General features: G+C 66.2%; 23 protein-coding genes. 8 read left to right on the top strand and 15 right to left on the bottom strand.

From position 1 onward, the window contains the following. Positions 1-29: 29 nt before the first annotated feature. Together E8M84_RS16075 and E8M84_RS16080 are read left to right on the top strand one after the other, a co-directional pair. Positions 30-929: an NAD(P)-dependent oxidoreductase gene (locus E8M84_RS16075; RefSeq protein ID WP_137112225.1), complete on the top strand. Its 900-nt coding sequence runs from the start codon at positions 30-32 to the stop codon at positions 927-929. Positions 930-1,041: 112 nt separating this feature from the next. Further along, complete coding sequence (locus tag E8M84_RS16080; protein ID WP_137112226.1) at positions 1,042-2,148, top strand: cystathionine gamma-lyase; 1,107 nt, start codon at positions 1,042-1,044, stop codon at positions 2,146-2,148. 58 nt (positions 2,149-2,206) lie between these two features. On the opposite strand, the gene E8M84_RS16085 is transcribed toward E8M84_RS16080, so the two are convergent. The 9 genes from E8M84_RS16085 to alr all read right to left on the bottom strand — a co-directional run bounded on the left by E8M84_RS16085 (position 2,207) and on the right by alr (position 10,076). Continuing rightward, positions 2,207-2,863, bottom strand: a complete 657-nt coding sequence (locus E8M84_RS16085) for an SDR family oxidoreductase (RefSeq protein WP_137112227.1) — start codon at positions 2,861-2,863, stop codon at positions 2,207-2,209. A 74-nt stretch (positions 2,864-2,937) separates the two neighbouring features. After that, entirely contained in the window at positions 2,938-3,306 is a 369-nt protein-coding gene (locus E8M84_RS16090; protein ID WP_137112228.1) for an iron chaperone, read from the bottom strand. Next, positions 3,303-4,766, bottom strand: coding sequence for an amidophosphoribosyltransferase (gene purF, locus E8M84_RS16095; RefSeq protein WP_137112229.1), 1,464 nt, complete (start codon positions 4,764-4,766; stop codon positions 3,303-3,305). Before purF ends, E8M84_RS16090 begins: the two co-directional genes overlap by 4 nt. 83 nt (positions 4,767-4,849) lie before the next feature. Further along, complete coding sequence (locus tag E8M84_RS16100; RefSeq protein ID WP_137112230.1) at positions 4,850-5,485, bottom strand: CvpA family protein; 636 nt, start codon at positions 5,483-5,485, stop codon at positions 4,850-4,852. A 34-nt stretch (positions 5,486-5,519) separates the two neighbouring features. Beyond that, positions 5,520-6,875 (bottom strand): DNA repair protein RadA, encoded by a 1,356-nt coding sequence (radA, locus tag E8M84_RS16105; RefSeq protein ID WP_137112231.1) that lies wholly within the window; start codon positions 6,873-6,875, stop codon positions 5,520-5,522. 112 nt (positions 6,876-6,987) lie between these two features. Beyond that, positions 6,988-7,413, bottom strand: a complete 426-nt coding sequence (locus E8M84_RS16110; RefSeq protein WP_137112232.1) for a paraquat-inducible protein A — start codon at positions 7,411-7,413, stop codon at positions 6,988-6,990. Between the two features lie 97 nt (positions 7,414-7,510). After that, entirely contained in the window at positions 7,511-8,257 is a 747-nt protein-coding gene (locus E8M84_RS16115; RefSeq protein WP_137112233.1) for an ABC transporter ATP-binding protein, read from the bottom strand. Continuing rightward, positions 8,254-9,030 carry an ABC transporter permease gene (locus E8M84_RS16120; protein WP_137112234.1) on the bottom strand — a complete coding sequence of 259 codons (777 nt, stop codon included), beginning with the start codon at positions 9,028-9,030 and terminating at the stop codon, positions 8,254-8,256. The genes E8M84_RS16115 and E8M84_RS16120 overlap by 4 nt, the downstream gene beginning before the upstream one ends. Beyond that, a complete protein-coding gene (alr, locus tag E8M84_RS16125) occupies positions 9,027-10,076 on the bottom strand; it encodes an alanine racemase (protein WP_137112235.1) in 1,050 nt (349 codons plus the stop codon). Before alr ends, E8M84_RS16120 begins: the two co-directional genes overlap by 4 nt. A gap of 112 nt (positions 10,077-10,188) precedes the next feature. Here alr and E8M84_RS16130 point away from each other — a divergent pair, with 112 nt between their 5' ends. Next, on the top strand, positions 10,189-12,084 hold the full coding sequence (locus E8M84_RS16130; protein ID WP_137112236.1) for a cation-translocating P-type ATPase: 1,896 nt from the start codon (positions 10,189-10,191) through the stop codon (positions 12,082-12,084). A 152-nt stretch (positions 12,085-12,236) separates the two neighbouring features. Here E8M84_RS16130 and E8M84_RS16135 read toward each other — a convergent pair whose 3' ends face one another. The 3 genes from E8M84_RS16135 to pyrC all read right to left on the bottom strand — a co-directional run bounded on the left by E8M84_RS16135 (position 12,237) and on the right by pyrC (position 15,770). Next, entirely contained in the window at positions 12,237-13,745 is a 1,509-nt protein-coding gene (locus tag E8M84_RS16135) for a replicative DNA helicase (RefSeq protein ID WP_394347427.1), read from the bottom strand. A 219-nt stretch (positions 13,746-13,964) separates the two neighbouring features. Then, the gene (locus E8M84_RS16140) at positions 13,965-14,642 is read right to left on the bottom strand and encodes an orotate phosphoribosyltransferase (protein ID WP_137112237.1); all 678 of its coding nucleotides are present in this window, start codon (positions 14,640-14,642) and stop codon (positions 13,965-13,967) included. Between the two features lie 87 nt (positions 14,643-14,729). Then, positions 14,730-15,770, bottom strand: coding sequence for a dihydroorotase (gene pyrC / locus E8M84_RS16145; RefSeq protein WP_137112238.1), 1,041 nt, complete (start codon positions 15,768-15,770; stop codon positions 14,730-14,732). Between the two features lie 88 nt (positions 15,771-15,858). On the opposite strand from pyrC, the gene E8M84_RS16150 reads away from it, so the two are divergent. Next, positions 15,859-16,266: a lysozyme inhibitor LprI family protein gene (locus E8M84_RS16150; protein WP_240790423.1), complete on the top strand. Its 408-nt coding sequence runs from the start codon at positions 15,859-15,861 to the stop codon at positions 16,264-16,266. Here the strand turns inward: E8M84_RS16150 and E8M84_RS16155 are convergent. The 3 genes from E8M84_RS16155 to E8M84_RS16165 all read right to left on the bottom strand — a co-directional run bounded on the left by E8M84_RS16155 (position 16,263) and on the right by E8M84_RS16165 (position 19,702). Continuing rightward, the gene (locus E8M84_RS16155) at positions 16,263-17,156 is read right to left on the bottom strand and encodes a phosphoadenosine phosphosulfate reductase (RefSeq protein ID WP_137112239.1); all 894 of its coding nucleotides are present in this window, start codon (positions 17,154-17,156) and stop codon (positions 16,263-16,265) included. The genes E8M84_RS16150 and E8M84_RS16155 overlap by 4 nt on opposite strands. Positions 17,157-17,338: 182 nt before the next feature. Next, on the bottom strand, positions 17,339-18,376 hold the full coding sequence (locus E8M84_RS16160; RefSeq protein WP_137112240.1) for a glycosyltransferase family 2 protein: 1,038 nt from the start codon (positions 18,374-18,376) through the stop codon (positions 17,339-17,341). Positions 18,377-18,481: 105 nt separating this feature from the next. Further along, positions 18,482-19,702 carry an acyl-CoA dehydrogenase gene (locus E8M84_RS16165; protein WP_137112241.1) on the bottom strand — a complete coding sequence of 407 codons (1,221 nt, stop codon included), beginning with the start codon at positions 19,700-19,702 and terminating at the stop codon, positions 18,482-18,484. A 91-nt stretch (positions 19,703-19,793) separates the two neighbouring features. On the opposite strand from E8M84_RS16165, the gene E8M84_RS16170 reads away from it, so the two are divergent. From E8M84_RS16170 to E8M84_RS16190, 4 genes are all read left to right on the top strand, one after another. Beyond that, positions 19,794-20,729, top strand: coding sequence for a LysR substrate-binding domain-containing protein (locus E8M84_RS16170; protein ID WP_346763695.1), 936 nt, complete (start codon positions 19,794-19,796; stop codon positions 20,727-20,729). Then, on the top strand, positions 20,726-21,631 hold the full coding sequence (locus E8M84_RS16175) for a MoxR family ATPase (RefSeq protein WP_240790424.1): 906 nt from the start codon (positions 20,726-20,728) through the stop codon (positions 21,629-21,631). Before E8M84_RS16170 ends, E8M84_RS16175 begins: the two co-directional genes overlap by 4 nt. Beyond that, on the top strand, positions 21,631-22,881 hold the full coding sequence (locus E8M84_RS16180; RefSeq protein WP_137112244.1) for a VWA domain-containing protein: 1,251 nt from the start codon (positions 21,631-21,633) through the stop codon (positions 22,879-22,881). Before E8M84_RS16175 ends, E8M84_RS16180 begins: the two co-directional genes overlap by 1 nt. 148 nt (positions 22,882-23,029) lie before the next feature. Further along, positions 23,030-25,360: an OmpA family protein gene (locus E8M84_RS16190; protein WP_240790425.1), complete on the top strand. Its 2,331-nt coding sequence runs from the start codon at positions 23,030-23,032 to the stop codon at positions 25,358-25,360. The last annotated feature ends 80 nt before the right edge of the window (positions 25,361-25,440 follow it).

Consider the following 25,440-nt stretch of genomic DNA (forward strand, 5'->3'; position numbering starts at 1 on the left):
GCCTGCCAAGGCATGGGAAAGAGGCGCAAATGCACTACGGATACATCGGTCTTGGCAACCTTGGCGCGGCCTGTGCGGGCTGTCTGCTGAAGGACGGCTTCAAGGTCACGGTCTTTGACCTTAACCCGAAACTGGCCGAGCCCCTGGTGGCGAATGGCGCAGTACTGGCCTCCAGTGCCGAGGATCTGGCGGCTTCGGTTGACCATGTCATCACTTGCCTGCCGTCGCCCGCTGTCTCGGAAAAGGTGCTGCGGAACATCCTGCCGCAGATGCGCAAGGCGGCAAGCTGGGTGGAGATGTCGACGCTGGGCCGCGACGAGGTGTTGAAACTCGCCGCCGTCGCTGCCGAGGCCGGAGTGCGGATGATGGAGCTTCCCGTCACCGGCGGAGTGCATCTGGCCTATCAGGGCAGGATCACCATGCTGGCGGGCGGGGACAAGGATCTGTACGACCTGCATTACAAGGCGATGCAGGCGATGGGCGACCGGATCTTCCACATGGGTCCCTTGGGGTCCTCCTCGATCATCAAGGTCATCACCAACATGCTGGCCTTCATCCATCTGAAGGCCACGTCCGAGGCGCTGATGCTGGCCAAGCGGGGCGGGCTGGACCTGGGGCAGGCCTGGCACGCGATTGCGGCCAGTTCCGGAAACAGTTTCGTGCACGAAACCGAAGGCGCGCTGATCCTGAACGGGTCCTATGACATCGCATTCAACATCGACCTGGCGCTGAAGGATCTTGGGTTTGCGTTGGGGTTCGGCAAGGAGTTCGGGGTGCCCCTGGACCTCGCCAGCATGACCAACCAGACCTATATCGCGGCCAAGGCGGCCTATGGCGGCGAGGCGCAGTCACCGATGATCGCGAAGCTGCTTGAGGACCTTCTGGGCACCGATCTTCGCGCCCCGGGCTTCCCGGCGCGGCTGGAATGATGGCTTGAGGGTGCCGGGGGCGCGGGTTAAGGTTCGGTAAACATCCGCATCCAAGCCCTTGATAACGCAAGGGATGCCGCGATTGTCCACTGTGGACACCCAGGGAGCTTTCATGACCGCCGAAACCGACGCCCGCATCGCCCGCCTGCTTCACCACCGGAAGGCGGGCCTTGCCCTGGGCGAGCCTGTCGTCCCCCCGATCTCGGTCGCCACGACCTTCCACCTGCCGCAGGCGCAGGGGGCCGCACACTACTACGGCCGCTCCGGCCAGCCCACCTGGGACGCGGTCGAGGCGCAGCTGTCGATCCTGGAAGCGGCGGAGGTGGTGAGCTTCCCCTCGGGCATGGCAGCGATCACGGCGGCGCTGGTCTGTTGCCTGAAGGCCGGAGCGAAGGTGATGATCCCCTCGGACGGCTATTATGTGACCCGCCTTCTGGGGCGCGACCTTCTCCAAGTCTACGGGGTGGATGTGGTGCAGGTCCCGACGCTGGAGATGGCCGACCATGATTTCAGCGGCTTTCAGGTGATCTACATCGAGACGCCCTCGAACCCGGGCCTCGACGTGGTCGACATCGCCGGGCTGGCGAAGAAGGCTCATGCCGCAGGCGCCCTGCTGATCACCGACAACACGACGATGACGCCGCTTCTCCAGCGGCCGCTGGATCTGGGGGCCGATCTGGTGGTGGCCGCCGATACCAAGGCCCCGGCGGGGCATTCGGATGCGCTGTTTGGCCATGTGGCCGGGCGGGATGCCAACCTGATGGCCCGGGTGCGGGAATGGCGGCGGCAATCGGGGTCCGTCCCCGGACCGTTCGAGGCCTATCTGGTGCACCGGGGGCTGGAAACGCTGGAAGTGCGGCTTTCCCGGATGTGCACTTCGGCGGCGGTGATCGCGGAACGGTTGGCAGCGCATCCCAAGGTGCGGGGCGTCCGCTATCCGGGGCTGCCGGGGGATGCCTCGCACAAGGCGGTGGGCGCGCAGATGGCGAATGGGGGATTCCTGATCGGCTTCGAACTGGCCGGGGAGACGGAGGCAGAGGGCTTCCTGGCCCGCTGCCCGCTGATCGAACAGGCGACGAGCTTTGGCGGGGTTCACACGGCCGCCGAACGCCGGGCGCGCTGGGGGGATGCGGTGGCAGACGGGTTCATCCGGCTGTCGGTGGGCGTGGAGCCTGTCGAGACTTTGTGGGCGGCCATCGAGGGCGCGCTGGCGGGGTAGGGCGCAAGACTTTTCGAGAAGTCCTGCAAATTCCTTCGAAGAAATTTGAGGCCCGATCCTACAACGTATCGAGAATCCGCGCGGCTTCAGCCTGAAGATCAGCCAGTTTCGTCCGGTCTTCTCCCGGGAAAAAACGGGCACGCGTTGCGGTGGGCAGGCCTGCGGGCTCGGCGATCAGGACGCGGGGGCCGTGTTTCGCGCTCTCGGCCTGCCAGCTGCGGGCCAGGGCCATCTGGGCGGCCTTGCTGGCGCCATAGGCGCTGAAGAAGGGCTGACCGGCGCGGGGATCGTCCAGGAACAGCGCGGTGCCGTCATGGGCACGCAGCAACGGCTCTACCATCGGGATCAGCATCCCCGTCGCGCGGGCGTTGGTGGCCAGCGACTTTTCCCAGTCCTTCTGGTCGATGTGGCCCGCCGGCGCCAAGGGGGCCGCATGGATCGCGGCGTGGACCCACAGGTTCAGGCCGCCCCAGCGATCGTGGATGGACCGGCAGAGATGCCGCATCGCATCGTCATTGGTCACATCCATCGGGGCGAGCGTCAGGCCCCCGGCCCCCGGCAACCCGGTGCGCTTCACGCGGTCGTCCAGCTCCTCCAGCCCGCCGACCGTGCGCGCCACGGCCACAACATGCCAGCCGCGTAGGGCCAGTTGTTCGGCAAGGGCCGCGCCAAGTCCGCGCGAGGCTCCGGTGACGAGGGCAATCTTCTGGGTCATGGGGCAGTTCCTCTGGCGGCGTCGAAGCACGCCGAGCGGGAGTATTTTTGAAATGGGCAAATGGCAAGGGTGCGTCAGGTCTTGCGACCATAGCCCGCAGCAAGCTCGACCTGGCGGGTTGCGATGATCTTCTGGAGGAGGGCGTCGGGGAGGGGGTGGTCACGGGTGAAGAGGACGCCAGATTTCGAAGTCTTGAACGGGGCGCAGTCGATCTGCGGGATCACCGTGCCGGAATGGGGGTAGAGGCCAAGATGGCGCGCGAAGGCTGCGTAGCCCACGACCATCTTGCCCTTGGGCCCGGGCTGGCGGAAGCCGGGCATGGCGTAGGACATGACTTCATGGTGGTCGGGGAGGAGGGTCTTCAGGCGGGCGCGGAGGCTGGTCAGGGCGTCCCGTTGATCGGGGGGCAGGGCGGCGAGGTAGGCGTCGATCTCTGCCGTCACTCCGCCGCCTTCATCTCGAACCCTTCCTCGATCTTGTCCGAGGGGGCCACGGGGTAGTCGCCCGAGAAGCAGGCGTCGCAGTATTGCGGGGCGGCGGCGTTGCGGCCTTCGGCCTCACCAGCGGCGCGATAGAGGCCGTCGAGGGAGATGAACTTCAAGGAATCCACCCCGATCCAGTCGCGCATCTCGTCTTCGCTCATCGTCGCGGCGAGGAGTTTCGAGCGTTCCGGCGTATCGACGCCGTAGAAGCAGGGCCAGGCGGTTGGGGGCGAGGCGATGCGGAAGTGGACCTCGGCGGCGCCGGCCTCAAGGATCATGTCCTTGATCTTGCGGCTGGTCGTCCCGCGCACGACCGAGTCGTCGACCAGGATCACCCGCTTGCCCTTGATCAGCGCACGGTTGACGTTCAGCTTCAGGCGCACGCCCATGTTGCGGATGTGGTCGGTGGGTTCGATGAAGGTGCGGCCCATGTACTGGTTGCGGATGATCCCCATCGCATAGGGGATGCCCGATTCCTGGCTGTAACCGATGGCCGCCGGGGTGCCGCTGTCCGGAACCGGGCAGACGAGGTCGGCATCGACCGGGGCTTCTCGGGCCAGTTCCACGCCGATCTGGCGGCGGGTTTCATAGACCGACCGGCCGCCGATGATGCTGTCGGGGCGGCTGAAATAGACGTTTTCGAAGATGCAGAAGCGGCTTTTCGCGGGGGTGAAGGGGCGGGTCGAATCCACCTTGTTGCCCTCGATCACCACCATTTCGCCGGGTTCGATCTCGCGCACGAAATCGGCACCGATGATGTCGAGCCCGCAGGTTTCAGACGACAGTGCCCAGCCGGAATCGCCCAGACGGCCCAGGACCAGCGGGCGCACGCCCAGGGGGTCGCGGACGCCGATCAGCTTGGTGCGGGTCATTGCCACGACCGAAAACGCCCCCTCGACCCGGCGCAAGGCGTCCTTGATGCGTTCGGAGAGGTTCTTCTGGATCGACCGCGCCATCAGGTGGATGATGCATTCGCTGTCCGAGGAGGACTGGAAAATCGAGCCACGCTCGATCAGCTCACGGCGCAGCGCGGCGGCATTGGTCAGGTTGCCATTGTGCGCGATGGCGCAGCCGCCCATCGAGAATTCACCAAAGAAAGGCTGCACGTCGCGGATCGCGGTCGCGCCCTTGGACCCGGCGGTGGAATAGCGGACATGGCCGATCGACAGCGACCCGGGCAGGGTATCCATCACCTCGGCCTTGGTGAAGTTGTCGCGGACATAGCCAAAGCGGCGGGCCGAGTTGAAGCCGTGATCGGGGTGGTAGCTGACGATCCCGCCCGCCTCTTGCCCCCGGTGTTGCAGGGCATGCAGGCCAAGGGCCACGAAGTTCGACGCGTCGGCCACGCCGACCACGCCGAAAATGCCGCACTCCTCCTTCAGCTTGTCGTCATCGAAGGGGTGAGAGCGGAAGGGGGCCATGCGTCCGAATCCTGTCCAGAACCTTGGCCCGCTCTTTACGGCAGCGTCACGGGGCTGTCACGCCCCGAAACGCCAGTTCCGCATCACGGGTTGGTTGCGGGCGCAGCGGGCTCGGTTCCAGCCGGGGCCTCGGTCGCCGGCGCACTCTGGATCACCGGGGCACCGCCCGGGGCGCAGACATTGGTCAGGTCATTGTAGCGGTCGACGATCCAGCCCGGCGCATCCGACGGGATGTTCTGGTCGATCTGGGCCTGGAAGTTGGCGAAGACCAGCGCCGTGCGCGAATTGTCGATCATCTCGATCCGCTGGTCGGACAGGACGCGGTCGTAGACGATGAAGGCGATGGCGATCAGAAGGACACCGCGCGCCGCGCCGAACAGGAAGCCAAGCGCCTGGTCGACGCCGCCGATGGCCGAGCGCTGGACCGCGCCCGAGAAGAGCGGGGTGAAGAGAGCGGCGACGATCAGACCGATCACGAAGACCCCGGCGAAGGCCGCGACCACGGAAAGCTCGCAACTGTCGGACAGGAACTCGCCGACGACGGGCAGCTCTTTCACCAGCGGTTGCACGCCAGGGGCGAAGTAGTAGGCGGCGATGGCGGCGCCGATCCAGCCAAGGATCGCCATCAGCTCACGCACCAGCCCGCGCGAGAAGGCAAGGATGGCCGAAATGACGATGATAAGCGCGGCGGCCCCATCGACTGCGGTCAGGTTTTCCATCGGTTACGTCCCCATTCCCATTCCTTGCAAGGGCTTATCCTGCCCCGAACATTTCGCCCACGAAGGCCGTCAGGTCGGCCATCTGCCGGACCTTGATGCCTGCGGCCCCTTCGAATTTCGAATGGGACGGCACAGTCGCCTGTGAGAAACCAAGTTTCGAGGCTTCTTTCAACCTGTTTTCCGTCTGCCCGACCGGACGAAGCGCGCCTGACAGGCTGATTTCGCCGAAAAGCACCATGTCGGGCGGGATCGCCACATCTTCACGCGCGGAAAGCAGCGCCCCTGCGACGGCAAGGTCGGCGGCGGGCTCTGACACCCGCAATCCGCCCGCGACGTTCAGGAACACATCCAGCCCGGCAAAGGGGATGCCGCAGCGCGCCTCGAGCACGGCGAGGATCGTCGACACGCGGCCCCCGTCGAGGCCGACGACAGTGCGCCGCGGGCTGGCGAGGGTGGAGGGGGCGACAAGCGCCTGGATCTCGGTCAGGACCGGCCTTGTGCCCTCGATCCCGGCAAAGACTGCCGATCCGGGGGCGGGATTGTCGCGGTTGGCCAGGAACAGCGCGGAGGGGTTCGGGACCTCGGCCAGCCCACCGCCCGTCATCTCGAAGACGCCGATCTCGTCCGCCGGGCCAAAGCGGTTCTTCACCGCGCGCAGGATGCGGAACTGGTGGCCGCGCTCACCTTCGAAATAAAGGACAGTGTCCACCATGTGTTCGACGACCCGGGGGCCAGCGATCTGGCCGTCCTTGGTGACGTGGCCGACAAGGATGACCGCCACGCCGCGCCGCTTGGCGAAAGTGACCAGTTCATGTGCGGCGGCGCGGACCTGGGAGACCGAGCCGGGCGCGGCCTCGACCTGGTCAAGCCACATGGTCTGGATCGAATCGATGATGGCCAGCGCCGGGCGTTCGGCATCCAGCGTCGTGAGGATGTCGCGCAGATTGGTTTCCGCGCCAAGCCGGACGGCGGCATCCGTGAGGCCCAGCCGCTGCGCCCGCATCCGGACCTGAGCCGCAGCCTCTTCGCCCGATATATACAGGCATTTCAGCCCCTTGCGGGCAAAGCTTGCCGTGGCTTGCAGAAGGAGCGTCGACTTGCCGATGCCGGGATCGCCACCAACGAGGATCGCTGACGCCGGGACAAGGCCGCCGCCAAGCACGCGGTCCAACTCGTCAATGCCCGATGAGGCGCGAGGGGGCGGGGCTTCCTCGGTCGCAAGGTCGGTCAGCGGGATCGCCCGGCCCTTGGCGCCCAGCGATTTTGGTCCGGTGGACAGCGGCGCCTCTTCGATGATCGTATTCCATCCGCCGCATGCGTCGCATTTGCCGGCCCATTTGCGATAGGCGGCACCGCAGACAGTGCAGGTGAAAGCGGCGGTCTGTTTCATAGGGCGCGACAGTGACGGGTCATTTGGGCAGGATCAAGGCATGGGCAAGACAAGAATTTTAAGCAAAATTCTTGGCAAATTCCTTGAGTAAGGAATTTGAACGGCCGCGCGGTCAGGTCGCCGGTTTCGATTTCCAGGACACCAGGATCGAGGCCAGGATGCAGCCGGTGAAGAGATAGAGGCCCCAGCCGGTCTCGATGGTGACATAGCCCGCGCCTTTGACGATGACGATGTAGATCGCAATCAGGAAGACGTCGGCCATGGCGAGTTTGCCGAGGATTTCGAGCGCCGGGAGGGTCTTGGGCGACAGGAGGTTCCAGTGGAGGAGTGCAAGGCCGATGGTCTTGGCATAGGGCGCGAAGATCGCAAGTAAGGTGACCGCCAGCGCCAGTGCCGCGTCGGATTCCCACAGAGATTGCAGGCCGGTGATGACACTGATCTCGTCCATCCCGAAGATCGGCAGGAGCGCGGCCCGTAGCAGGGGGGCGAACCAGGCGATGGGGAAGAGGATGAGGAGGGCGAGGTTGAGGTATTTCACCGGCGGTCCCCTTGGCTGGCGGCGGACTGGAGGGTTTCACACCCTCCAGACCTCCCGTGGGATATTTGCAGAAGAGAAAGGCAATCTTGGACAAGGTCTAGCGAACGCTTTCGATGGGTCCATCGGCCCTTCCGTGGATGAACTGCTGCACATAAGGGTCTGGGGTTGCGTCCATTTCCGAAACCGGCCCTGTCCAGCGGATCACGCCTCCATGCAGCATCGCCACGTTGTCGGCAATCGCCCGGACCGAGGACATGTCGTGAGTGATCGTCATCGCGGTGGCGCCCATCTCGGTCACGATCTCGCGGATCAGGTCGTTGATGACGCCGGCCATGATCGGGTCGAGGCCGGTGGTGGGTTCGTCGAAGAAGATGATCTCCGGTTCCGCCGCGATGGCGCGGGCGAGGCCCACGCGTTTCTGCATGCCCCCCGAAAGCTCGGCCGGGTACAGGTCGGCGACAGTGGGTTTCAGGCCCACCCGGCGCAGCTTTTCGATGGCGATCTCGCGCGCCTGCGCCTTTGGCAGCGCCTTCGGGCCACGCACCAGGCGGAAGGCGACGTTTTCCCAGACCTTCAGCGAGTCAAACAGCGCCCCGCCCTGGAACAGCATCCCGAAGCGGGCAAGAAAGGCGTCCCGGTCGGCTTTCGTCACATCCTGCCCGTCCAGCGTGATCGTCCCCTGATCGGGGCGCACCAGACCGAGGATGCATTTCAGCAGCACCGACTTCCCCGTGCCCGACCCGCCGATGATGACCATCGACGTGCCCGAGGCGATCTCCAGGTTGACCCCCTGCAGGACCCGGTTGTCGCCAAAGCATTTGTGGACGTCTGAAAGCGCGATCATGAGGTGAAGAACAGTTCGGTCAGCGCATAGTTCGCGGCCAGGATCAGCACGCTTGCCGAGACCACCGCGGATTTCGTGGCCGCGCCAACCCCTTGTGCGCCGCGGGCCGAGTTCATGCCGTGATAGCAGCCCATCAGCGCCACGATGAAGCCGAAGACCGCGCCCTTCACAAGGCCGGAGCCCACGTCCCAGGTCTCCAGGAAATCGACGGTGTTCTTGATGTAGGCCGCAGAGTTGAAATCCAGACGCGTGATCCCGACCAGCCAGCCACCCATGATCCCGATGGCATCGCCCACGGCGACAAGCACCGGCATCGACAGGGTGGCGGCGACGACGCGGGGGACAGCAAGGTATTTCAACGGGTTGGTCGAAAGGGTGACCAGCGCGTCGATCTGTTCGGTGACCTTCATCGTGCCGATCTCGGCCGCGATGGACGACGCCACCCTTGCGGCGACCATCAGCCCGCCGAGGACCGGGCCAAGTTCCCGCGTCATGCCGATCGCGACGATGGAGGGAACGACGGATTCGGCGTTGAAACGGCTGCCTCCGGCGTAGATCTGCAAGGCCAGTGCGCCGCCGGTGAAGATCGCGGTCAGGCCGACGACGGGCAGGGAATACCAGCCGATCTGCAGGATCGAATGGCCAAGTTCCCGCAGATAGAAGGGCGGGCGCAGGATATGGCCGAGGATCGCGCCTGCGAACAGGACCACGCGGCCGACAGCAGCGACGGATTGCAGGACCGGGCGGCCAAGCGCGCCGAGGACCGCCGTCATGCCGGGCGTTCCTGGTAGCGGCGGGTATAGCGCGCGCCCAGCGAGGTCAGAATCTCATAGCCGATGCTGCCCGCAATCCCGGCCAGCGCGTCGACCGACTGGTTCGGCCCCAGGATGTCCAGCGCACGCGGCACTTCCGGCAGGTCGGTGATGTCGACGGTGATCAGGTCCATCGAGACGCGGCCGACAAGCGGGCAAGGCGTGTCGCCGTCCCAAAGCTGCGCCTTGCCGGACAGGCTGCGCAGCAGACCGTCGGCATAGCCGCCCGAGACGGTGGCGATAAGCGAGGGCCGCTCGGCCACCCAGGTGCAGCCGTAGCCCACCGCCTCACCCACCGCGACTTCGCGGGTCTGGATCACCGGGAGCGACAGCGTGACCACAGGGAGAGCCGCCTGATGCGGCAGGCCGCCATAGAGGCCGACGCCGGGGCGGGTCAGGTCGAAGTGATAGCGCGGGCCAAGAAGGATGCCGCCGGTCGCCGCCAGGCTGCGCGGCAGGCCGGTGCCGTCGGTCATCTCGTGGAACGCCTTCAGCTGGGCGGCGTTCAGCGGATGGTCAGGCTCATCGGCGCAGGCGAGGTGGCTCATGAGGAGTTCCGGCCCCGCATCGACAAGGATCGGCGCTACGGCCTGCCATTCCAGCATCTCGACGCCAAGGCGGTTCATGCCGGTATCAAGCTGCACCCCGAACGGATGGCCAGGCAGCGATTCCAGGTGCCGGGTGATCTGGTCCAGGCTGTTCAGCATCGGCGTCAGGTCGAGATCATGGATCATCTCGGTATCGCCCGCCATGTGACCGGACAGGACCGCGATCTGCGGCCCGGGTCCCAGCGCCTGCCGGACGGCCGCGCCTTCCTCGGCCAGAGCCACGAAGAAGCGCCGCGCCCCCGCATTGGCCAGCGCCCGCACCACGCGGGTCACGCCCAGGCCATAGGCATCCGCTTTCACGACTGCCGCGGTCTGCACGCCTGGCCCGGACATCCGGTCCAGCGCGCGCCAGTTCGCGGCAATCGCGTCGAGATCAATCGTGAGGGTTCCGCTTGCCATGCGGCTGTTTCGACCGGGGCGGGACCGGGGTCAAGGGAAAACCTCGGGTCCGGCAGGCGCTTGCCCTTTCGGTCCGGCTGGGCGACGGTGCCCGCACGGGGGAGAGCGCCGCATGTCTGCCGAGCATGACCACGAAGCCGAGGACGCCGACCTGTACCTGACGGTCCTGTGCTGGATCGGGCTTGGGCTTGCGACACTGGACGCCTTTCTGCAGCCCCTGCCGCAGGGCCTGGTCTGGGCCGCGCTGGGGCTTTCCTTTCTGACCGGGGGGCTCCCACCCCTGCGCACTGCGCTGGGTGAGTTATGGCATGACCACCGGCTGGACATCGACCTTCTGATGGTGGTCGCGGCGCTGGCTGCGGCGGCGGTCGGTGCGGCGCTGGAGGGGGCCGTGCTGCTGGCGCTGTTCTCGCTGTCGCAGACGCTGGAGCATCGCTCGATGGGCAAGGCGCGGCGTGCGGTCGAGGCACTGATGCAACTGCGCCCCGAGACGGCGCTTCGCGACGGGCCGGACGGTGTGGTCGAGGTGCCGGTCCGGGATCTGGTGCCGGGGGACCGGGTGATTCTGCGCCCCGGGGCGCGGGTGCCGGTGGACGGACGCGTCGTGCTGGGCGATGGACATCTGGACGAAAGCACGGTGACCGGGGAATCGGCGCCGGTCCGCAAGGCAATCGGCGATTCGGTGCACGAAGCGACGGTGAACCTGGACGGCATCCTTACGGTTGAAGTGGTGCGGGGTCTGGCGACCAGCACCGTGGCGCAGATGATTAAGTTGGTGACCGAGGCGCAGGCGATGAAGTCGCCCTCGGAACGGTTCTCCGACTGGTTCGGCCAGCGCTATACCGTCGCGGTGCTTGCGGGCTCGATCCTGTCCTGGTTCGCCTTTCGCTACCTGGGGCATGATCCCGGCGAGGCGCTCTATCGGGCGGCGACACTACTGGTCGCGGCCAGCCCCTGCGCCGTGGTGATCTCGGTTCCGGCCGCGATCCTGTCGGCGCTCTCGGCAGCGGCGCGGGGCGGGGTCCTGTTCAAGGGCGGGGCGGCGTTGGAGGGGTTGGCCGAGGTGCGCACCTTTGCCTTCGACAAGACGGGGACGCTGACCACGGGACAGGCTTCAGTGACGCATGTCTTGGCGCTGGAGGGGGGGGAGGATGCGTTCCTTGCGCTTGCGGCCGGGCTGGAGGCGCAGTCGGAACACCCCATCGCGGCGGCGATCCGGCGGGAGGCGGCGGAGCGTGGCCTGGCTGTGGCCGAGGTGCGGGACGTCCGGTCGCATCCCAGCGAGGGGATCATCGGGGCGGATGGCGCGGGGCCGATCTGGGCGGGCAATGTCCGGATGCTGGAGCGAATGGGGGCGGCGATGCCGCCCGAGGTGGCGGCGCTGATCGACGGGGCCGAGACGCTGGTGCTGGTCGGGCGTGGCGCGCGGGTCATCGGGGCGGTGACCGTTGCCGATGAGCCGCGCGAGACGGCGGGCGAGGCGGTGGCTGCGCTGAAGGCAGGGGGGCGCACCGATATCCTGCTGATGACCGGCGACCGCGCCGCAGTCGCGGCCCGGATCGGCGCGCGGCTGGGGCTTGTGCCGGAGGAAATTCACGCCGGCCTTCTGCCGGGCGACAAGGTGACCCTGGTCGACGCGGCGGCAAAGCGCGGCAAGGTGGCCTTCATTGGCGACGGGGTGAACGACGCGGCGGCGCTGGCGCGGGCCGATGTCGGCGTCGCGATGGGGGTCGCGGGCAGCGAAGTGGCGCTGCAAGCGGCGGACGTGGCGTTGATGGCCGAGGACCTGCGCAAGCTTGCCGCAGCGCGCCGCCTGGCCCGCCGCGCCGCCGGGGTGATCCGGCAGAACCTGACCATCGCCATCGGGGCGATGGTGGTCCTGGTCACCGGCAGCCTGTTCTTCGATCTGCCTCTGCCGCTTGCGGTCCTGGGCCACGAGGGCGGGACGCTTTTGGTGGTGCTGAACGGCCTCAGGCTGCTGGCCGACCCGATCCGCGCGCGGGCCTGACCGCAGACGGGGAACCGTCCTTGGGGGCATCGAGCCCCTGCGGACGGTGCTGGCGCGGACATCGAACCGGTGCTGCGCGGGGCGTCAGAACGCGGAGCCTCCGGCGAGAGTATTTTCCCATGGGCAAATGCGGGGCAGGCGCGGATCGTGGGTCAGAAGCCCACGTCCGGCCCGCCTGACCCCTGCCAGGGTTTGGCAAGGTTGCCGAACCGGGTGAAGCGGCCCTCGAAGGACAGTTCCACTGTGCCGATGGGGCCGTGGCGCTGCTTGCCGATGATGACTTCAGCCTTGCCATGGACCGATTCCATCAACGCCTGCCACTGTGCCATCTTCTCCAGCTCATGATCGCCCGGCTTTTCCCGTTCGCGGTAATACTCCTCGCGGAAGACGAACATCACCACGTCGGCGTCCTGCTCGATCGACCCCGATTCCCGCAGGTCCGACAGCTGCGGGCGCTTGTCGTCGCGGCTTTCCACTGCGCGGGAGAGCTGTGACAGCGCGATGACCGGGATGTTAAGTTCCTTCGCAATCGCCTTGAGGCCTTGAGTGATTTCGGAGACTTCCTGCACCCGGTTGTCCTTGGACGAGCCCTTGAGAAGCTGCAGGTAGTCGATGATGAGGACATCGAGCCCATGCGTCCGCTTCAGTCTCCGCGCGCGCGCCGCGACCTGGGAAATCGGCAGGGCGGGCGTGTCGTCAATGTAAAGCGGGCAGGCCTCCAGCGCCTTCGCGGCCTCGACAAAGCGGCGGAACTCGGTCTCGGTCATGTCGCCGCGGCGGATCTGTTCGGAGGGCACTTCGGCGGCCTCGGACAGGATACGGGCGGCAAGCTGTTCGGCCGACATTTCAAGGCTGAAGAACCCGACGACGCCGCCTTCGACCGAGCCCTCAGCCCCGTCCGGCAGCCGCCCACGCTTGTGCGCCTTGGCGATGTTGAAGGCGATGTTGGTGGCCAGCGAGGTCTTGCCCATCGACGGGCGCCCGGCAAGGATCAGAAGGTCCGAAGGGTGCAGGCCGCCGAGTTTCTTGTCCATGTCGATGAGACCGGTCGAGATCCCGGCAAGGCCCCCATCCCGCTGATAGGCCGCGTTGGCCACGTTAACCGCATCGGTTACCGCCTTGAGAAAGCTTTGAAATCCGCGCTCGGCGACACCCTGTTCTCCCAGCTTGTAGAGCCGCTGTTCGGCTTCGATGATCTGGTCCCTGGGTTCGCTTGCCACCTCGACCTTGGCCGCCTGTGCGGCGATGTCGCGGCCCAGCTGGATCAGTTCGCGCCGGACAGCCAGGTCATAGACCATCTGCGCATAGTCCCGCGCCGCATAGGCGGAAATCGCCGCCCCCGCCAGACGCACGAGGTAGGCTGGGCCGCCCAGTTCCTTCAGCCCGGCGTCGTCGTCGAGAAAGGCTTTCAGCGTCACCGGCGACGCCAGCGCGTTCTTCTGGATGCGTGCCGCGGCGATCTCGAAAATCCGCTGGTGGACGGGGTCGAAGAAATGCTCGGACTTCACGACCGAGGACACCCGGTCGAAGATGTCGTTGTTGGTCAGGATCGCGCCCAGCAATTGCTGCTCGGCCTCGATGTTGTGCGGCAGGACCTCGCTGTCGGATGCAGCCGATGCTGCGGCCGGAACCATCGGCCTCAGTGCGGTGATCTCGGTCATCTGTTTCCCCTGCCGGTTTTGACTGCTTTTTATCGAGAGCACCGCCTAGCATATCCGGCGGTGGAATGGATTGGGGGTAAGCTGTGCATAACCCGCTTATCCACAAGATTTGATCCTACCACATCTTGCCCATGCGATGAAGCGGCAAGCTAGGACTTGCGCGGGCGGCAGGTCCTAGTGGATGCGATTGTTTCCCGTGCGAGTGGGTTTGTCGGGGAATCAGGCTTTGCGGGCGTCCTGCCAGGCACGGGGGGCGCGAAGGAAGCTTTCGACCTCGGTCAGCGTCTTGTCGTCAAAGACTCCCTGCGAACGGGCTTCGGTCAGGACGTCCCACCAGGTACAGAGGTGATGGAGCTTCACCCCATGTGCGCCGAGCTTCGCCTCGGTATCGGGGAAGATGCCGTAGTAGAAGATCACCGCCGTATGGCCGCAGGTGGCCCCGGTTTCGCGGATCGCGTCGACGAAGGAAAGCTTCGAGCCGCCATCCGTGGTCAGGTCCTCGACCAGAAGCACCCGCTGGCCTTCGGTCATCGCGCCTTCGATTCGGGCGTTGCGGCCATAGCCCTTGGGTTTCTTGCGGACGTAAGTCATTGGCAGGGCGAGGCGTTCGGCCACCAGTGCGGCGAAGGGGATGCCCGCCGTCTCGCCACCCGCGATGTTGTCGAAAGCCTCGAACCCGGCCTCGCGCATGACGGTTACGGCCAGGAAATCCATCAGGGTCGACCGGATGCGCGGGTAGCTGATGAGCTTGCGGCAGTCGATGTAGGTGGGGCTTGGCAGGCCCGAGGCGAGTGTGAAGGGGGTTTCCGCATTGAAGTGGACGGCCTTGATTTCCAAGAGCGCGCGCGCGGTCAGGCGGGCGATTTCCTCTTTCGGCGGGAAGGTCGAGGGGATCATGCAGGGTCCTTTCGGGCAGGCTCGTGCGTCGCGCCTTCGGCTTCTCGTCGCGGGCTAGCGACGAGCGACAAAGTCGACGAGGAGCGGTCAGGTCAGAACGTGCCAGTGCACGGGAAAGCCGGGTTGGAAGACGGTGACGGGGCCAGCCCCGGAGACGATCTTGTCAGGCCAGACACAGGGTTCGGCCCGCTTTTCCAGGGCGACTGTCGCGGTGTTCACCGGCAGGCGGTAGAAGGCGGGGCCGTGCAGGGAGGTGAAGCCCTCCAGCCGGTCCAGCGCGCCCTCTTCCTCGAAGACATGCGCCAGAAGCGAAAGGGTGTTCGTCGCGGTGAAGCAGCCCGCGCAGCCGCAGGCATGTTCCTTCAGCGCGTCGACATGCGGGGCAGAATCGGTGCCAAGGAAATAGCGCGGGCTGCCCGAGGTCGCCGCCTTGCGCAGCGCCAGCCGGTGCTTTTCGCGCTTGGCGACCGGCAGGCAGTAATAGTGCGGCTTGATCCCGCCCGCGAGGATATGGTTGCGGTTGATGATCATGTGGTGCGTGGTGATCGTCGCGGCGAGGTTCTCCCCGCCGTCCGCCGCGTAGGCGACGCCTTCCTCGGTCGTGATGTGCTCCATTACGATGCGCAGCTCGGGCAGGCGGCGGCGCAAGGGGGCGAGGACCGTGTCGATGAACACCGCCTCGCGGTCGAAGATGTCGACTTCGGGATCGGTGACTTCGCCGTGAGTGCACAAGGGCAGGCCGATCCGCGCCATGGTCTCAAGGACGGCCATGACCTTCGTGAGGTCGCGCACCCCGGAATGCGAGTTCGTCGTGGCGCCGGCCGGATAGAGTTTGACCGCCTTCACCAGGCCCGAGGCGGCGGCGCGTTCGACATCGGTCGGGTCCGTGCCTTCGGTCAGGTACAGCGTCATCAGCGGCTCGAAGGTCATGCCCTGGGGCAGGGCGGCCAGGATGCGGTCGCGGTAAGCCACCGCGTCGTCCAGCGTCACCACCGGCGGCACGAGGTTCGGCATGATGATGGCGCGCGCAAAATGGCGGGCGGTTTCCGGCAGCACGGCCTGCAGCATCGCGCCATCGCGCAGGTGCAGGTGCCAGTCGTCGGGGCGGCGGATCGTCAGTGTGGTCATGGCCCCGCGAGGTAGCGCAAACCCGACCTCGTTACCAGTGGCAACGCGGCGAGGAATGTCTCAGGATCGCGGAAAAGAGGAGCCCCCGATGACCCGCCGCCTGATCCGTCTTGTCGCAGCCCTTGGCCTGACCGCCGTTCCTGCCACCGCGCAAGAGATCGACTGTTCGACCGCAATGGCGCAATCCGACCTGAATCAGTGCGCCTATCAGGACTGGGAAGAGGCGGATGGACGGCTGAACACCGTCTACAAGCAGGTCGTTGCGACCTATACGCAGCTGGATGCCGACCTGCCGAAGGAACTGGGCAGCGGGGTTGCGACCCTGCGCGAGGCGCAGCGGGCCTGGATCACCTTCCGCGACAAGGCCTGCGAGGCAGAGGGCTTCGCGATGCGCGGCGGTAGTGCCGAGCCGCTTCTGGTCTATGGCTGCATGCGTGCGCTGACCGAGGAACGCATTGGCCATCTGCAAGGGATGCTGGACGGTTACGGCGGCTAGACCGTCTCGCCCGTCAGCTCTGCCAGCCTCCGGGCAAAGCGGGGCGCGTTCAGACGGGCGGTGACCGACCGGCAGATCTTGATCTCGCGCTTGGGGTGCCCCGACAGCCGCGCCGCCGCCAGGACCGCACGCAGATAGCTGCCATTCGACCGCCGCGCGCGCCAGAGCCAGGAGAACCGCTCCTCGCTCATCTTGCCTTCCATCGCGGCCTCGATGATCCGGTCCAGCACCTTCATCTCGCGCAACGTGTCTTCGGTGCCTTCGGCAGTGTAGCGGGCGTTCAGGGGCGTGACCCAGGGCCGCTGGAACAGCGCGGCATGCATCGCATCGGGCTGGTGCAGCGGGTCATGGATCAGCCAGACGCGACTGGCGCTTTCCGTCATGTCCGGCGCATAGCCATAGCGGCCGCGGAAGTTGATCCGCCGCGCGATCCGGTGGCGTTCGTCCCAGCCAGCGAGCGCAGGGTCCAGCGTCGCGCGTGGGGCGATCAGCACCAGTTCGGCCTGCGGCGCGGTGATCGAATAGGCCGCGGCCGCATAGCCCGCAGGCCCCGCGCCATAGAAGACCACGCGGTCGAAATCCTCCAGGAACCCGTCATCGGCCAGCCGGTCGAAATAGCGAAACACCGCCGGGTCGCGCCACCAGGTCTCGCCCTCGGCGAGGATCGTCAGGATCGACCAGCCCCGCGCCTTGGCGAGCGCGTAGTGCTCGGGCAGCTTGTCCTCACGCTCCCGCAGGGTGGCCGCATCCTCGAAGGTGACCAGAAGCTCCGGCCGCTCCTCGGCAAAGAACGCATAGTGCTTCTGCCCCAAAGGCAGAAAGTCGCCGTCGCCTTCGGCGATTGCCAGCATCGGCTGCTGCCAGTCGGGGCTGTAAGACGGATCGGACATGGTTTGCGTTCAGTTTTCAGCAGTTGCGGGCGATGGACTTCGCCTTTGCTCGACCTTGGCGAGAGATTTTGGCCGCGACAAGGCCTTGTGGTGGTATCGGATTGTTTCCTTGTGGCCGGGCCGCCATTATTCGCAAGGTCGTGAACAATCGACAACCGGGGGATGATCGGTCTGCGAACCGCTCAATCTTTCTTGGAGGGGCCGCCGATATAAGGCTTCCAGATCGACTCGGCTTCGGCCCTGTCCAGAACCCGGGTCGGGCCGGTCATCAGAAGCTGACCGTAAAGGCTGCGCCAGCCATCTTCCTGCATCAGTCTGCGGAATTGCGCATGGCGCCAGTCGACCGCCGCGGCATGCAGCGGCCCCAACACCGCATCCGCGTGCAACTCCTCGCGCAGGCCCCGGCTGTCCAGGCCCAGGATCGACCGATCCTCGACCGCATCGAAGTTCCGCTCGACCCAATAGCCCGCATCCAGACCGCTGTCCGCATGCACGCCACGCCCCCGGTCACGCTTGAGCACAAAGCTCTCGACGGCTCCCAGCGGGTAATGGTTCAGCTGCACCAGCCGGTAGGGGTCGCGTCCGACATCCGAGAAGATGCGCCCGCGATGAAAGCTTGCAGGCAAGCGGTGGCCTGAACCGTCGACCCAGTGTTGCCCTGTCATCCTCGCCTCGACCGGCGCACGGGGCCGGTGGACGCCAAGCTTGCCGTAGCTGCCATCGTTCCTGACCAGCGTCTTGAACAGCAGTGCCCGCCAGGGCCAGTGCAGGACCGCAGGCGCGGCACGGGTGAAGGTTTCTATCACTGGCGCGTCCTGATAGGTGACCACGCCCGCATTGCCGAAGACGCGCCAGGTGAGCGTGATCGCCGTCGCCTCCGGCACCGTGGCCAGAAGGGTCGGGATCGTCCGGTCGCCTACCTGCACGTTGACGAATTCGTCGATGTCCAGCGGCAAGAGCCACTCCGCCCCGGTCACCAATGGATGCTTGTCTGCGCGTTTCAGCGCCGACCACTGCGGCCCCTCGGGATGCGGCCCGGGGTTGCGTACATGGGTCAGCCAGCCCAAAGCCTCCAGCCGGTCCAGCATCGAATCGGTGCCGTCCGTGCAGTCGTTGGAAAAGACAAGGAAATCCGTGATTCCGACCGCGCGGTGATGCGCGAGCCACTCCAACATGAACGCGCCTTCGTTCTTGACGCAAAGGACGGCCGTGATCCTCACAGCCGCCCCCATTTTCTGTCTGCAAATATCCCCGCCGGAGGCATCCGACCTCTCCACCCGCGCCACGCCTGCAAGGCCTAGCACGGGCAGGGAAGGGCGGCCAACCTAGAAGAAAGCCTGAACCCCGGTGATCGCCCGGCCCAGGATCAGCGCATGGACGTCATGCGTGCCCTCGTAGGTGTTCACCGTTTCCAGGTTCACCATGTGGCGCATGATCTGGAAATCTTCCTGGATGCCGTTGCCGCCATGCATGTCGCGCGCCCAGCGGGCGGCGTCCAGCGCCTTGCCGCAGTTGTTGCGCTTGACGATGGAGATCATCTCCGGCGCGGCGTTGGCCTCGTCCATCAGCCGCCCGACGCGCAAGGACGCCTGCAGGCCCAGCGAAATCTCGGTCATCATGTTGGCCAGCTTCAGCTGGAACAGCTGCGTCCCGGCGATGGGCTTGCCGAACTGCTTGCGGTCAAGGCCATACTGCCGCGCCGCATGCATGCAGAACTCGGCCGACCCCATGACGCCCCACGAGATGCCATAGCGTGCCCGGTTCAGGCAGCCGAACGGCCCCTTCAGCCCCTCGACATGCGGCAACAGAGCGTCCTCGCCCACTTCCACGTCCTTCATCACGATCTCGCCGGTGATCGAGGCGCGCAAGGACAGTTTGCCCCCCACTTTCGGAGCCGACAGGCCCTTCATGCCCTTTTCCAGCACAAAGCCCTTGATCTTGCCGCCATGCGCCTCGGACTTGGCCCAGACCACGAAGACATCGGCGATGGGGGCGTTGGAAATCCACATCTTCGCGCCGTTCAGGACATAGCCGTTCGCGGTCTTCTTCGCGGTCGTCTTCATCCCCGCCGGGTCCGACCCCGCATCGGGTTCGGTCAGGCCGAAGCAGCCGATCCACTCGCCCGAGGCGAGCTTCGGCAGATACTTCTGCCGCTGCGCCTCGGTCCCGTAGGCGTAGATCGGATACATCACCAGCGAGGACTGCACCGACATCATCGACCGATAGCCCGAATCGACCCGCTCGACTTCCCGCGCCACCAGACCGTAGGCGACATAGCTGGCACCCAGCCCGCCGTATTCCTCGGGGATCGTCACGCCCAGGAGCCCCATCTCGCCCATCTCGCGGAAGATCGACGGGTCGGTCGTTTCGTCCCGGTAGGCCGCGATGACGCGTGGCTGCAACTTCGCTTGCGCATAGTCCCGCGCCGCATCGCGCAGCATCCGCTCTTCCTCGGTCAGCTGGTCGTTCAGCCGGAACGGGTCTTCCCAGTCGAAGCGACCCAGATCGGGTGCGTCCTTGGCCTTCAGTTTCGGGGTGTCGAGCATCTTGGACCTCCATCGCTTGACCGGCATCATTGCAGAAAAGGGCCAGGCAGGCTATCGAAAGGCCTGCACGGGTTCATGAGGGAAACTCATAATGCTCCCCCGCCGTTACCTGCCGCCGATCCCTGCGCTTATGGCGCTTGAAGCTGTTGACCGCCTTGGCACCGCGTCCGAGGCGGCGAAGGAGTTGAGCCTCACCCAAGGCGCCATCAGCCGCGCGCTGCAGGGGTTGGAGGCGCAACTCGGGGTCCCGCTCCTGATCCGCGAACGCCAGCGTCTGCGCCTGACGCCCGCCGGGCAGGACTATGTGGCCGAGGTCAGGAAGGCCCTGCAATTGCTGGCCTCCGCCTCGATCACCTTGCGCGCCAATCCGACCGGGGGCAGCCTCAACCTCGCCATCCTTCCCGCCTTCGGCATGCATTGGCTCGCCCCGCGCCTCGCCCGGTTTGCGCAACATCATCCCGAAGTCACGGTCAACCTGTCGACCCGGCTAAGACCCTTCGACTTTGCCACCACCCCCTTCGACGCCGCAATCCATTATGGTCGCCAGGACTGGCCCGGCGTCCACTACCTGAAACTCATGGACGAAGAGGTCCTCGCCGTCGCCGCCCCCGGCTTTCCGCCGCTCGCATCCGCCACGGACCTCCTGCACCACCCGCTTCTGCATCTGGAAAGCCGCACCGGCGACTGGGGCCGCTGGCTTGCCCATCACGGCCACCCCGGCCTGCGCCCGCCGGGCATGATGTTCGACCAGTTCGCCACCCTGACCCAGGGCGCGATCCACGGCATGGGCGCGGCCCTGATCCCTACCTTTCTCATCCAGCGCGAATTGTCCGAGGGCCGCCTTGTCCCCATCTTCGGCCCCCCGATCCGCGCGCTTGGCTCCTACTACCTGGTCTGGCCCGACACCCGTCCCGACCGTGCGCCGCTGCGGTCTCTACGACTATGGTTGCAGGCCGAGGCCGCCGATCCCGCCTTGACCCCCTTGGGCGCAGCCGCCACTCTGCCTCCAAATCCGGAGGCCCCGTGACCGCACTCCCCGCCAGCATCGACGCCGTCGAAACGCTCCTCTCCGGACAGGGCTACGTCGCCTCCCGCGCGCTTGCGACGGTGGTCTTCCTCTCCCTGAAACTCGGCCGCCCGCTGTTTCTGGAAGGCGAGGCCGGCACCGGCAAGACCGAAATCGCCAAGACCCTCGCCGCTGCCTTGGGTCGTCGCCTGATCCGCCTGCAGTGCTACGAAGGCCTCGACGCCGCCTCTGCCGTCGCCGAATGGAACTTCGCCGCCCAGATGATCGCCATCCGCACCGCCGAGGGCACGTCGGACCGCGACCAGCTGAAGACCGAGCTTTTCACCGAAGAGTACCTGATCGAACGCCCGCTTCTGGCCGCGATGCGCCCGCAACCCGGCGGCGCGCCGGTCCTCCTCATCGACGAACTTGACCGCACGGACGAACCGTTCGAGGCCTTCCTCCTCGAAGCCCTCTCCGACTTCCAGGTCACCATCCCCGAGCTTGGCACCATCAAGGCCCCCGAGCCGCCCATCGTCATCCTGACCTCGAACCGCACCCGCGAGGTGCACGATGCCCTGAAACGGCGCTGCCTCTACCATTGGGTCGACTACCCCAGCTTCGACCGTGAACTCGACATCCTCCATTCCCGCGCGCCCGAAGCCCAGGAAACCCTCAGCCGCGAGGTTGTCGCCTTCGTCCAGAAACTGCGGCGTGAGGATCTGTTCAAGCGCCCCGGCGTGGCGGAAACCATCGACTGGGCTAAATGCCTCCTCGCCCTCGACGTCATCGCGCTGTCGCCCGAAGTCATCTCCGACACCCTCGGCGCGATCCTGAAATACCAGGACGACATCCAGAAACTGCAGGGATCCGAGGCCAAGCGCCTGCTGGACGAGGTGAAACGCGAACTCGTGCCAGCCTGATGGCCACCTACGCGCCCCTCGACATCCCCGAAGACGGCAAGCTTGCCCACAACATCGCCCATTTCGCCCGCGCGCTGCGCAAGGTGGGCCTTCCCGTCGGCCCCGGCCGTACCCTTGATGCCGTGAACGCCGTCGCCGCCGCAGGCTTCGACCGGCGCGAGGATTTCTACTTCACCCTCCAGGCCATCTTCGTCTCCCGCCCCGAGGAACGCAGCACTTTCGCCCAGGTCTTCCGCCTGTTCTGGCGCGACCCGCGCTATCTCGACCATATGATGTCGCTGATGCTGCCGCAGGTCCACGGCGTACAGGAGGACCGCGCCGCCGAGGCAGCCGAGAAACGCGCGGCCGAAGCCCTGCTTGACGGCCAGCTTCCCCCGGCCCCTGAGGAGCAGCCCGAAGGCGACCAGATCGAGATTGACGCTACAGCCACCATGTCAGCAGAGGAGCGCCTGAAGACGCTCGACTTCGAACAGATGTCTGCGGCGGAGATCGCCGAGGCCAAGCGGATGCTGGCCAAACTCGCGCTTCCCGTCCAACCCCTGAAAACCCGCCGCAGTGCGCCAAGCACCCTTACCGCCCGCATCGACGCCCGTCGCACATTGCGTGAGGCGATGCGGCATGGCGGGGAACTCACCACGCTGAAATTCAAGGCCCCGGTCACCCGCTGGCCGAACCTTGTCGTCCTTTGTGACATCTCGGGCAGCATGGCCGACTACAGCCGCATGGTCCTGCACTTCGTACACGCCGTCGCCAACCGGAAGGGGCAGGGCTGGGCCAAGGTCCACGCCTTCACCTTCGGCACGCGGCTGACGAACATCACCCGCCACCTGCGCGCCCGCGATGTGGACGCAGCTCTGAAAGCCGCAGGCAGTGAGGCGCAGGACTGGTCCGGCGGCACCCGGATCGGCCAGTCGCTGCACGCCTTCAACCGCGACTGGTCACGCCGGGTGCTGGGGCAGGGTGCGGTGGTCCTCCTTATCACCGACGGGTTGGACCGCGACGACACCGTCCTGCTGGCGAAGGAGGTCGAACGCCTCCACCTGTCCTGCCGCCGCCTGATCTGGCTGAACCCGCTGCTGCGCTGGACCGGCTTTGCCCCCAAGGCGCAGGGCATCCGTGCGATCCTGCCCCACGTCGACAGCTTCCGCGCCGGGCACTCCATCGCCTCGCTGGAGGCGCTGGGGCAGGCGATTTCGGAACCGGGTGATCGGGGGGAACGCGACCGTCTCTTGGCCCTGATCAGGGGTTAGGCGGCACTTCGCGCAAGGGTATCACTTTGCAGGTCGGTGATATCGCATATCAGCGGAAAGCGTCCTTTGTTACGGGCATCGGGGCTGATGAGGGAACCGGATACGAATCGTCCGCGTTGCAGTCAGCCCGTCACAATGAGGAACGGTAATGAGAAAGCTTCTGATTTCCACAACGGCCCTGTCGGTGGCCATCAGCCCGATGGCAACGATGCCGGCCTTCGCGCAGTCGCTGAACGAGGATGGCTCGGTGTCCGGAGCCGATGGAACCACGTTGTGCGTCGCGCTTTCCGACCCAAACTGCGATATCACCGCGATCATCGAAGCCCTAAAGGCAACCGACCCGGCTGCGGCCGAGACGCTGCAGGCTGAAGTCGATGCGCGCATCGCTGCTGATGCTGCAGCCGCCGAAGCCGCTGCCGCCGCCGAAGCGGAAGCACAGGCGGCGCAAGCAGCAGAAGCGGCTGCCGCTGCCGAAGCCGCCGCCCAGGCCGAGGCTGATGCTCAGGCCGCTGCCGAGGCCGAAGCCGCTGCTGCCGCCGAAGCTGCCGCCCAGGCCGAAGCTGACGCCGCTGCTGCGGAAGCTGCCGCCCAAGCCCAGGCCGATGCCGACGCTGCTGCCGCCAAGGCTGCGGAAGAGGCCGCCGCCCTGGAAGCCGCGATGCAGGCCGAGGCTGAAGCCGCCGCCCAGGCCGAAGCCGAAGCCGCTGCCCAGAAAGCCGCCGAAGAGCAAGCCGCCGCTGAGGCTGCTGCCGCCGCTGCTGCAGATGCGGAAGCTGCCGCGCAGGCCGCCGCCGATGAGGCCGCTGCCGCTGCCGAAGCAGAGGCTGCTGCTCAGCCCGAAGTCGCTCCGGTAGAAGAACCCGCAGTCGAAGAAGTCGCGCCTGCCGAAGAACCGGTCGTCGAAGAGCCTGTTGCCGAAGAGCCCGTAGCGGAAGAGCCTGTGGCTGAAGAGCCCGTGGCGGAAGAGCCGGTTGCAGAAGAACCTGCCACTGAGGAACCAGTGGCCGAAGCTGCTGTTGTCGACGAACCGCTGGACGGCGCAGCGCTTGAGGAAAGCCCGCCTCCGGGCTTGGTCGTCGAGACCGAAGTGCCCACCGAAGGGGTCATCGACTCTTCGACCGGCGAAGTGGTGGATCAGGAAACCGCCACCCTGGCCGTTGAGGCCGCCGAGGAAGAACTGGCGATCGACCCAGAAGGCGTCTTCGTCGACCCGGCTGCCGGGCTGATGGTTGCCGAACCCGATCCGGCAGTGGAAGTCGTCCCGGTCGACACCCCGGTAGTGACCGAAGGCGAGGTCGAGACGCTGACCGAGCTTCTGACCGCCGACCCGACGGCCATCGACCCGTCGGCGCTTGCGGCCGCCGAAATGATCACGAGTGCACCTCCGGCAGCCGAGGATGGCACGGTCACGCTGATGCCAGCGCCGGACGACCTGATCTCGTCGATCACTGAAACCGCGATCGCCGCCGATGGCGTGCGGACCTCGGATCAGGAATTTGCCGCAGCCCCGGTCGAATTGAGCGGTGGCAAGAAAAGCGGTCTGTCCGATCTGGAAAAGGCCGGTCTGCTGGTTCTTGGTGCACTTGCCGTAGGTGCGATCATCAAGAACAACCGCGCTGCTGCGGCTGACACCACGGTCTCGACCATGGGGCCGGGCGACAGCCGCGTCGTGTCGAACACCGGCGACCGTGTGATCGTGCTGCAGCCCGACGGGACCTACCGCGTGCTGAAGGACGACGACACCGTGATCCGCCGCCCCGGCTCGACCGTGCGGACCGAGACGTTCAAGGACGGCTCGACCCGGACGATCGTACAGCGCGCTGATGGCACCCAGGTCGTGACCATCCGCGATGCGACCGGCCGCGTGCTGCGCCGGGCGACCTATGACGACCTTGGCCGCGAGATCGTGCTGATCGACGATCTGCAACGCGAGGAAATCGTGGTCATCCGCGACCTGCCGAAGCCGCAGAAGCGGATCGTCATCTCGTCCAAGGACGACGATACCGCCCTGAAGCGCGAGCTTGCCGCCTTGGAGGCCGACCGTGCAGGCCGCAAGTTCAGCCTGCGCCAGATCCGCGAGATCCCCGAGGTCCGCGCGCTGGCTGCCACCATCGACGTCGAGCCGGTGACCTTCGCCATCGGCTCGGCGGCGGTTGCGGCCAGCGAGGCCCGCAATCTTGCCGACCTTGGCCGCGTCATGCAGGAACTGCTGGAGGAGAACCCGGCCGAGGTCTTCCTGATCGAAGGCCACACCGACGCGACCGGCAAGGCGGCGATGAACCTCGCCCTCTCCGACCGCCGCGCGGAATCGGTGGCTCTGGCCCTGACCGAATACTTCGACATCCCGCCGGAGAACATGGTCGTCCAGGGCTATGGCGAGACGGAACTGCTGATCGACACCCTTGAGAACGAGCCGCGCAACCGCCGGGTCGAGGTCAAGGTGATCACGCCGCTTCTGCGCACGGCCAGCCGCGGCTAAGCCGCACCCCCATACCAAAGTCGCGCCGCGGGTCCCCCCGCGGCGCGTTCATTTCTATGGCATCGCCAGCCGCGCGGACG

Source organism: Rhodobacter sp. SY28-1, from assembly GCF_005222785.1.
Taxonomy (GTDB): domain Bacteria; phylum Pseudomonadota; class Alphaproteobacteria; order Rhodobacterales; family Rhodobacteraceae; genus Tabrizicola.

Excerpts from the sequence above, each read along its gene's own strand:
- radA (WP_137112231.1), bottom strand. The coding sequence starts at position 6,875 with ATGAAACAGACCGCCGCTTTCACCTGCACTGTCTGCGGTGCCGCCTAT.
- E8M84_RS16190 (WP_240790425.1), top strand. The coding sequence starts at position 23,030 with ATGAGAAAGCTTCTGATTTCCACAACGGCCCTGTCGGTGGCCATCAGC.
- E8M84_RS16150 (WP_240790423.1), top strand. The coding sequence starts at position 15,859 with ATGACCCGCCGCCTGATCCGTCTTGTCGCAGCCCTTGGCCTGACCGCC.
- E8M84_RS16165 (WP_137112241.1), bottom strand. The coding sequence starts at position 19,702 with ATGCTCGACACCCCGAAACTGAAGGCCAAGGACGCACCCGATCTGGGT.
- alr (WP_137112235.1), bottom strand. The coding sequence starts at position 10,076 with ATGGCAAGCGGAACCCTCACGATTGATCTCGACGCGATTGCCGCGAAC.
- purF (WP_137112229.1), bottom strand. The coding sequence starts at position 4,766 with ATGGCCCCCTTCCGCTCTCACCCCTTCGATGACGACAAGCTGAAGGAG.
- E8M84_RS16080 (WP_137112226.1), top strand. The coding sequence starts at position 1,042 with ATGACCGCCGAAACCGACGCCCGCATCGCCCGCCTGCTTCACCACCGG.
- E8M84_RS16100 (WP_137112230.1), bottom strand. The coding sequence starts at position 5,485 with ATGGAAAACCTGACCGCAGTCGATGGGGCCGCCGCGCTTATCATCGTC.
- E8M84_RS16085 (WP_137112227.1), bottom strand. The coding sequence starts at position 2,863 with ATGACCCAGAAGATTGCCCTCGTCACCGGAGCCTCGCGCGGACTTGGC.
- E8M84_RS16135 (WP_394347427.1), bottom strand. The coding sequence starts at position 13,745 with ATGACCGAGATCACCGCACTGAGGCCGATGGTTCCGGCCGCAGCATCG.
- E8M84_RS16155 (WP_137112239.1), bottom strand. The coding sequence starts at position 17,156 with ATGTCCGATCCGTCTTACAGCCCCGACTGGCAGCAGCCGATGCTGGCA.
- E8M84_RS16140 (WP_137112237.1), bottom strand. The coding sequence starts at position 14,642 with ATGATCCCCTCGACCTTCCCGCCGAAAGAGGAAATCGCCCGCCTGACC.
- E8M84_RS16170 (WP_346763695.1), top strand. The coding sequence starts at position 19,794 with ATGCTCCCCCGCCGTTACCTGCCGCCGATCCCTGCGCTTATGGCGCTT.
- E8M84_RS16120 (WP_137112234.1), bottom strand. The coding sequence starts at position 9,030 with ATGACGGCGGTCCTCGGCGCGCTTGGCCGCCCGGTCCTGCAATCCGTC.
- E8M84_RS16180 (WP_137112244.1), top strand. The coding sequence starts at position 21,631 with ATGGCCACCTACGCGCCCCTCGACATCCCCGAAGACGGCAAGCTTGCC.
- E8M84_RS16075 (WP_137112225.1), top strand. The coding sequence starts at position 30 with ATGCACTACGGATACATCGGTCTTGGCAACCTTGGCGCGGCCTGTGCG.
- E8M84_RS16130 (WP_137112236.1), top strand. The coding sequence starts at position 10,189 with ATGTCTGCCGAGCATGACCACGAAGCCGAGGACGCCGACCTGTACCTG.
- pyrC (WP_137112238.1), bottom strand. The coding sequence starts at position 15,770 with ATGACCACACTGACGATCCGCCGCCCCGACGACTGGCACCTGCACCTG.
- E8M84_RS16115 (WP_137112233.1), bottom strand. The coding sequence starts at position 8,257 with ATGATCGCGCTTTCAGACGTCCACAAATGCTTTGGCGACAACCGGGTC.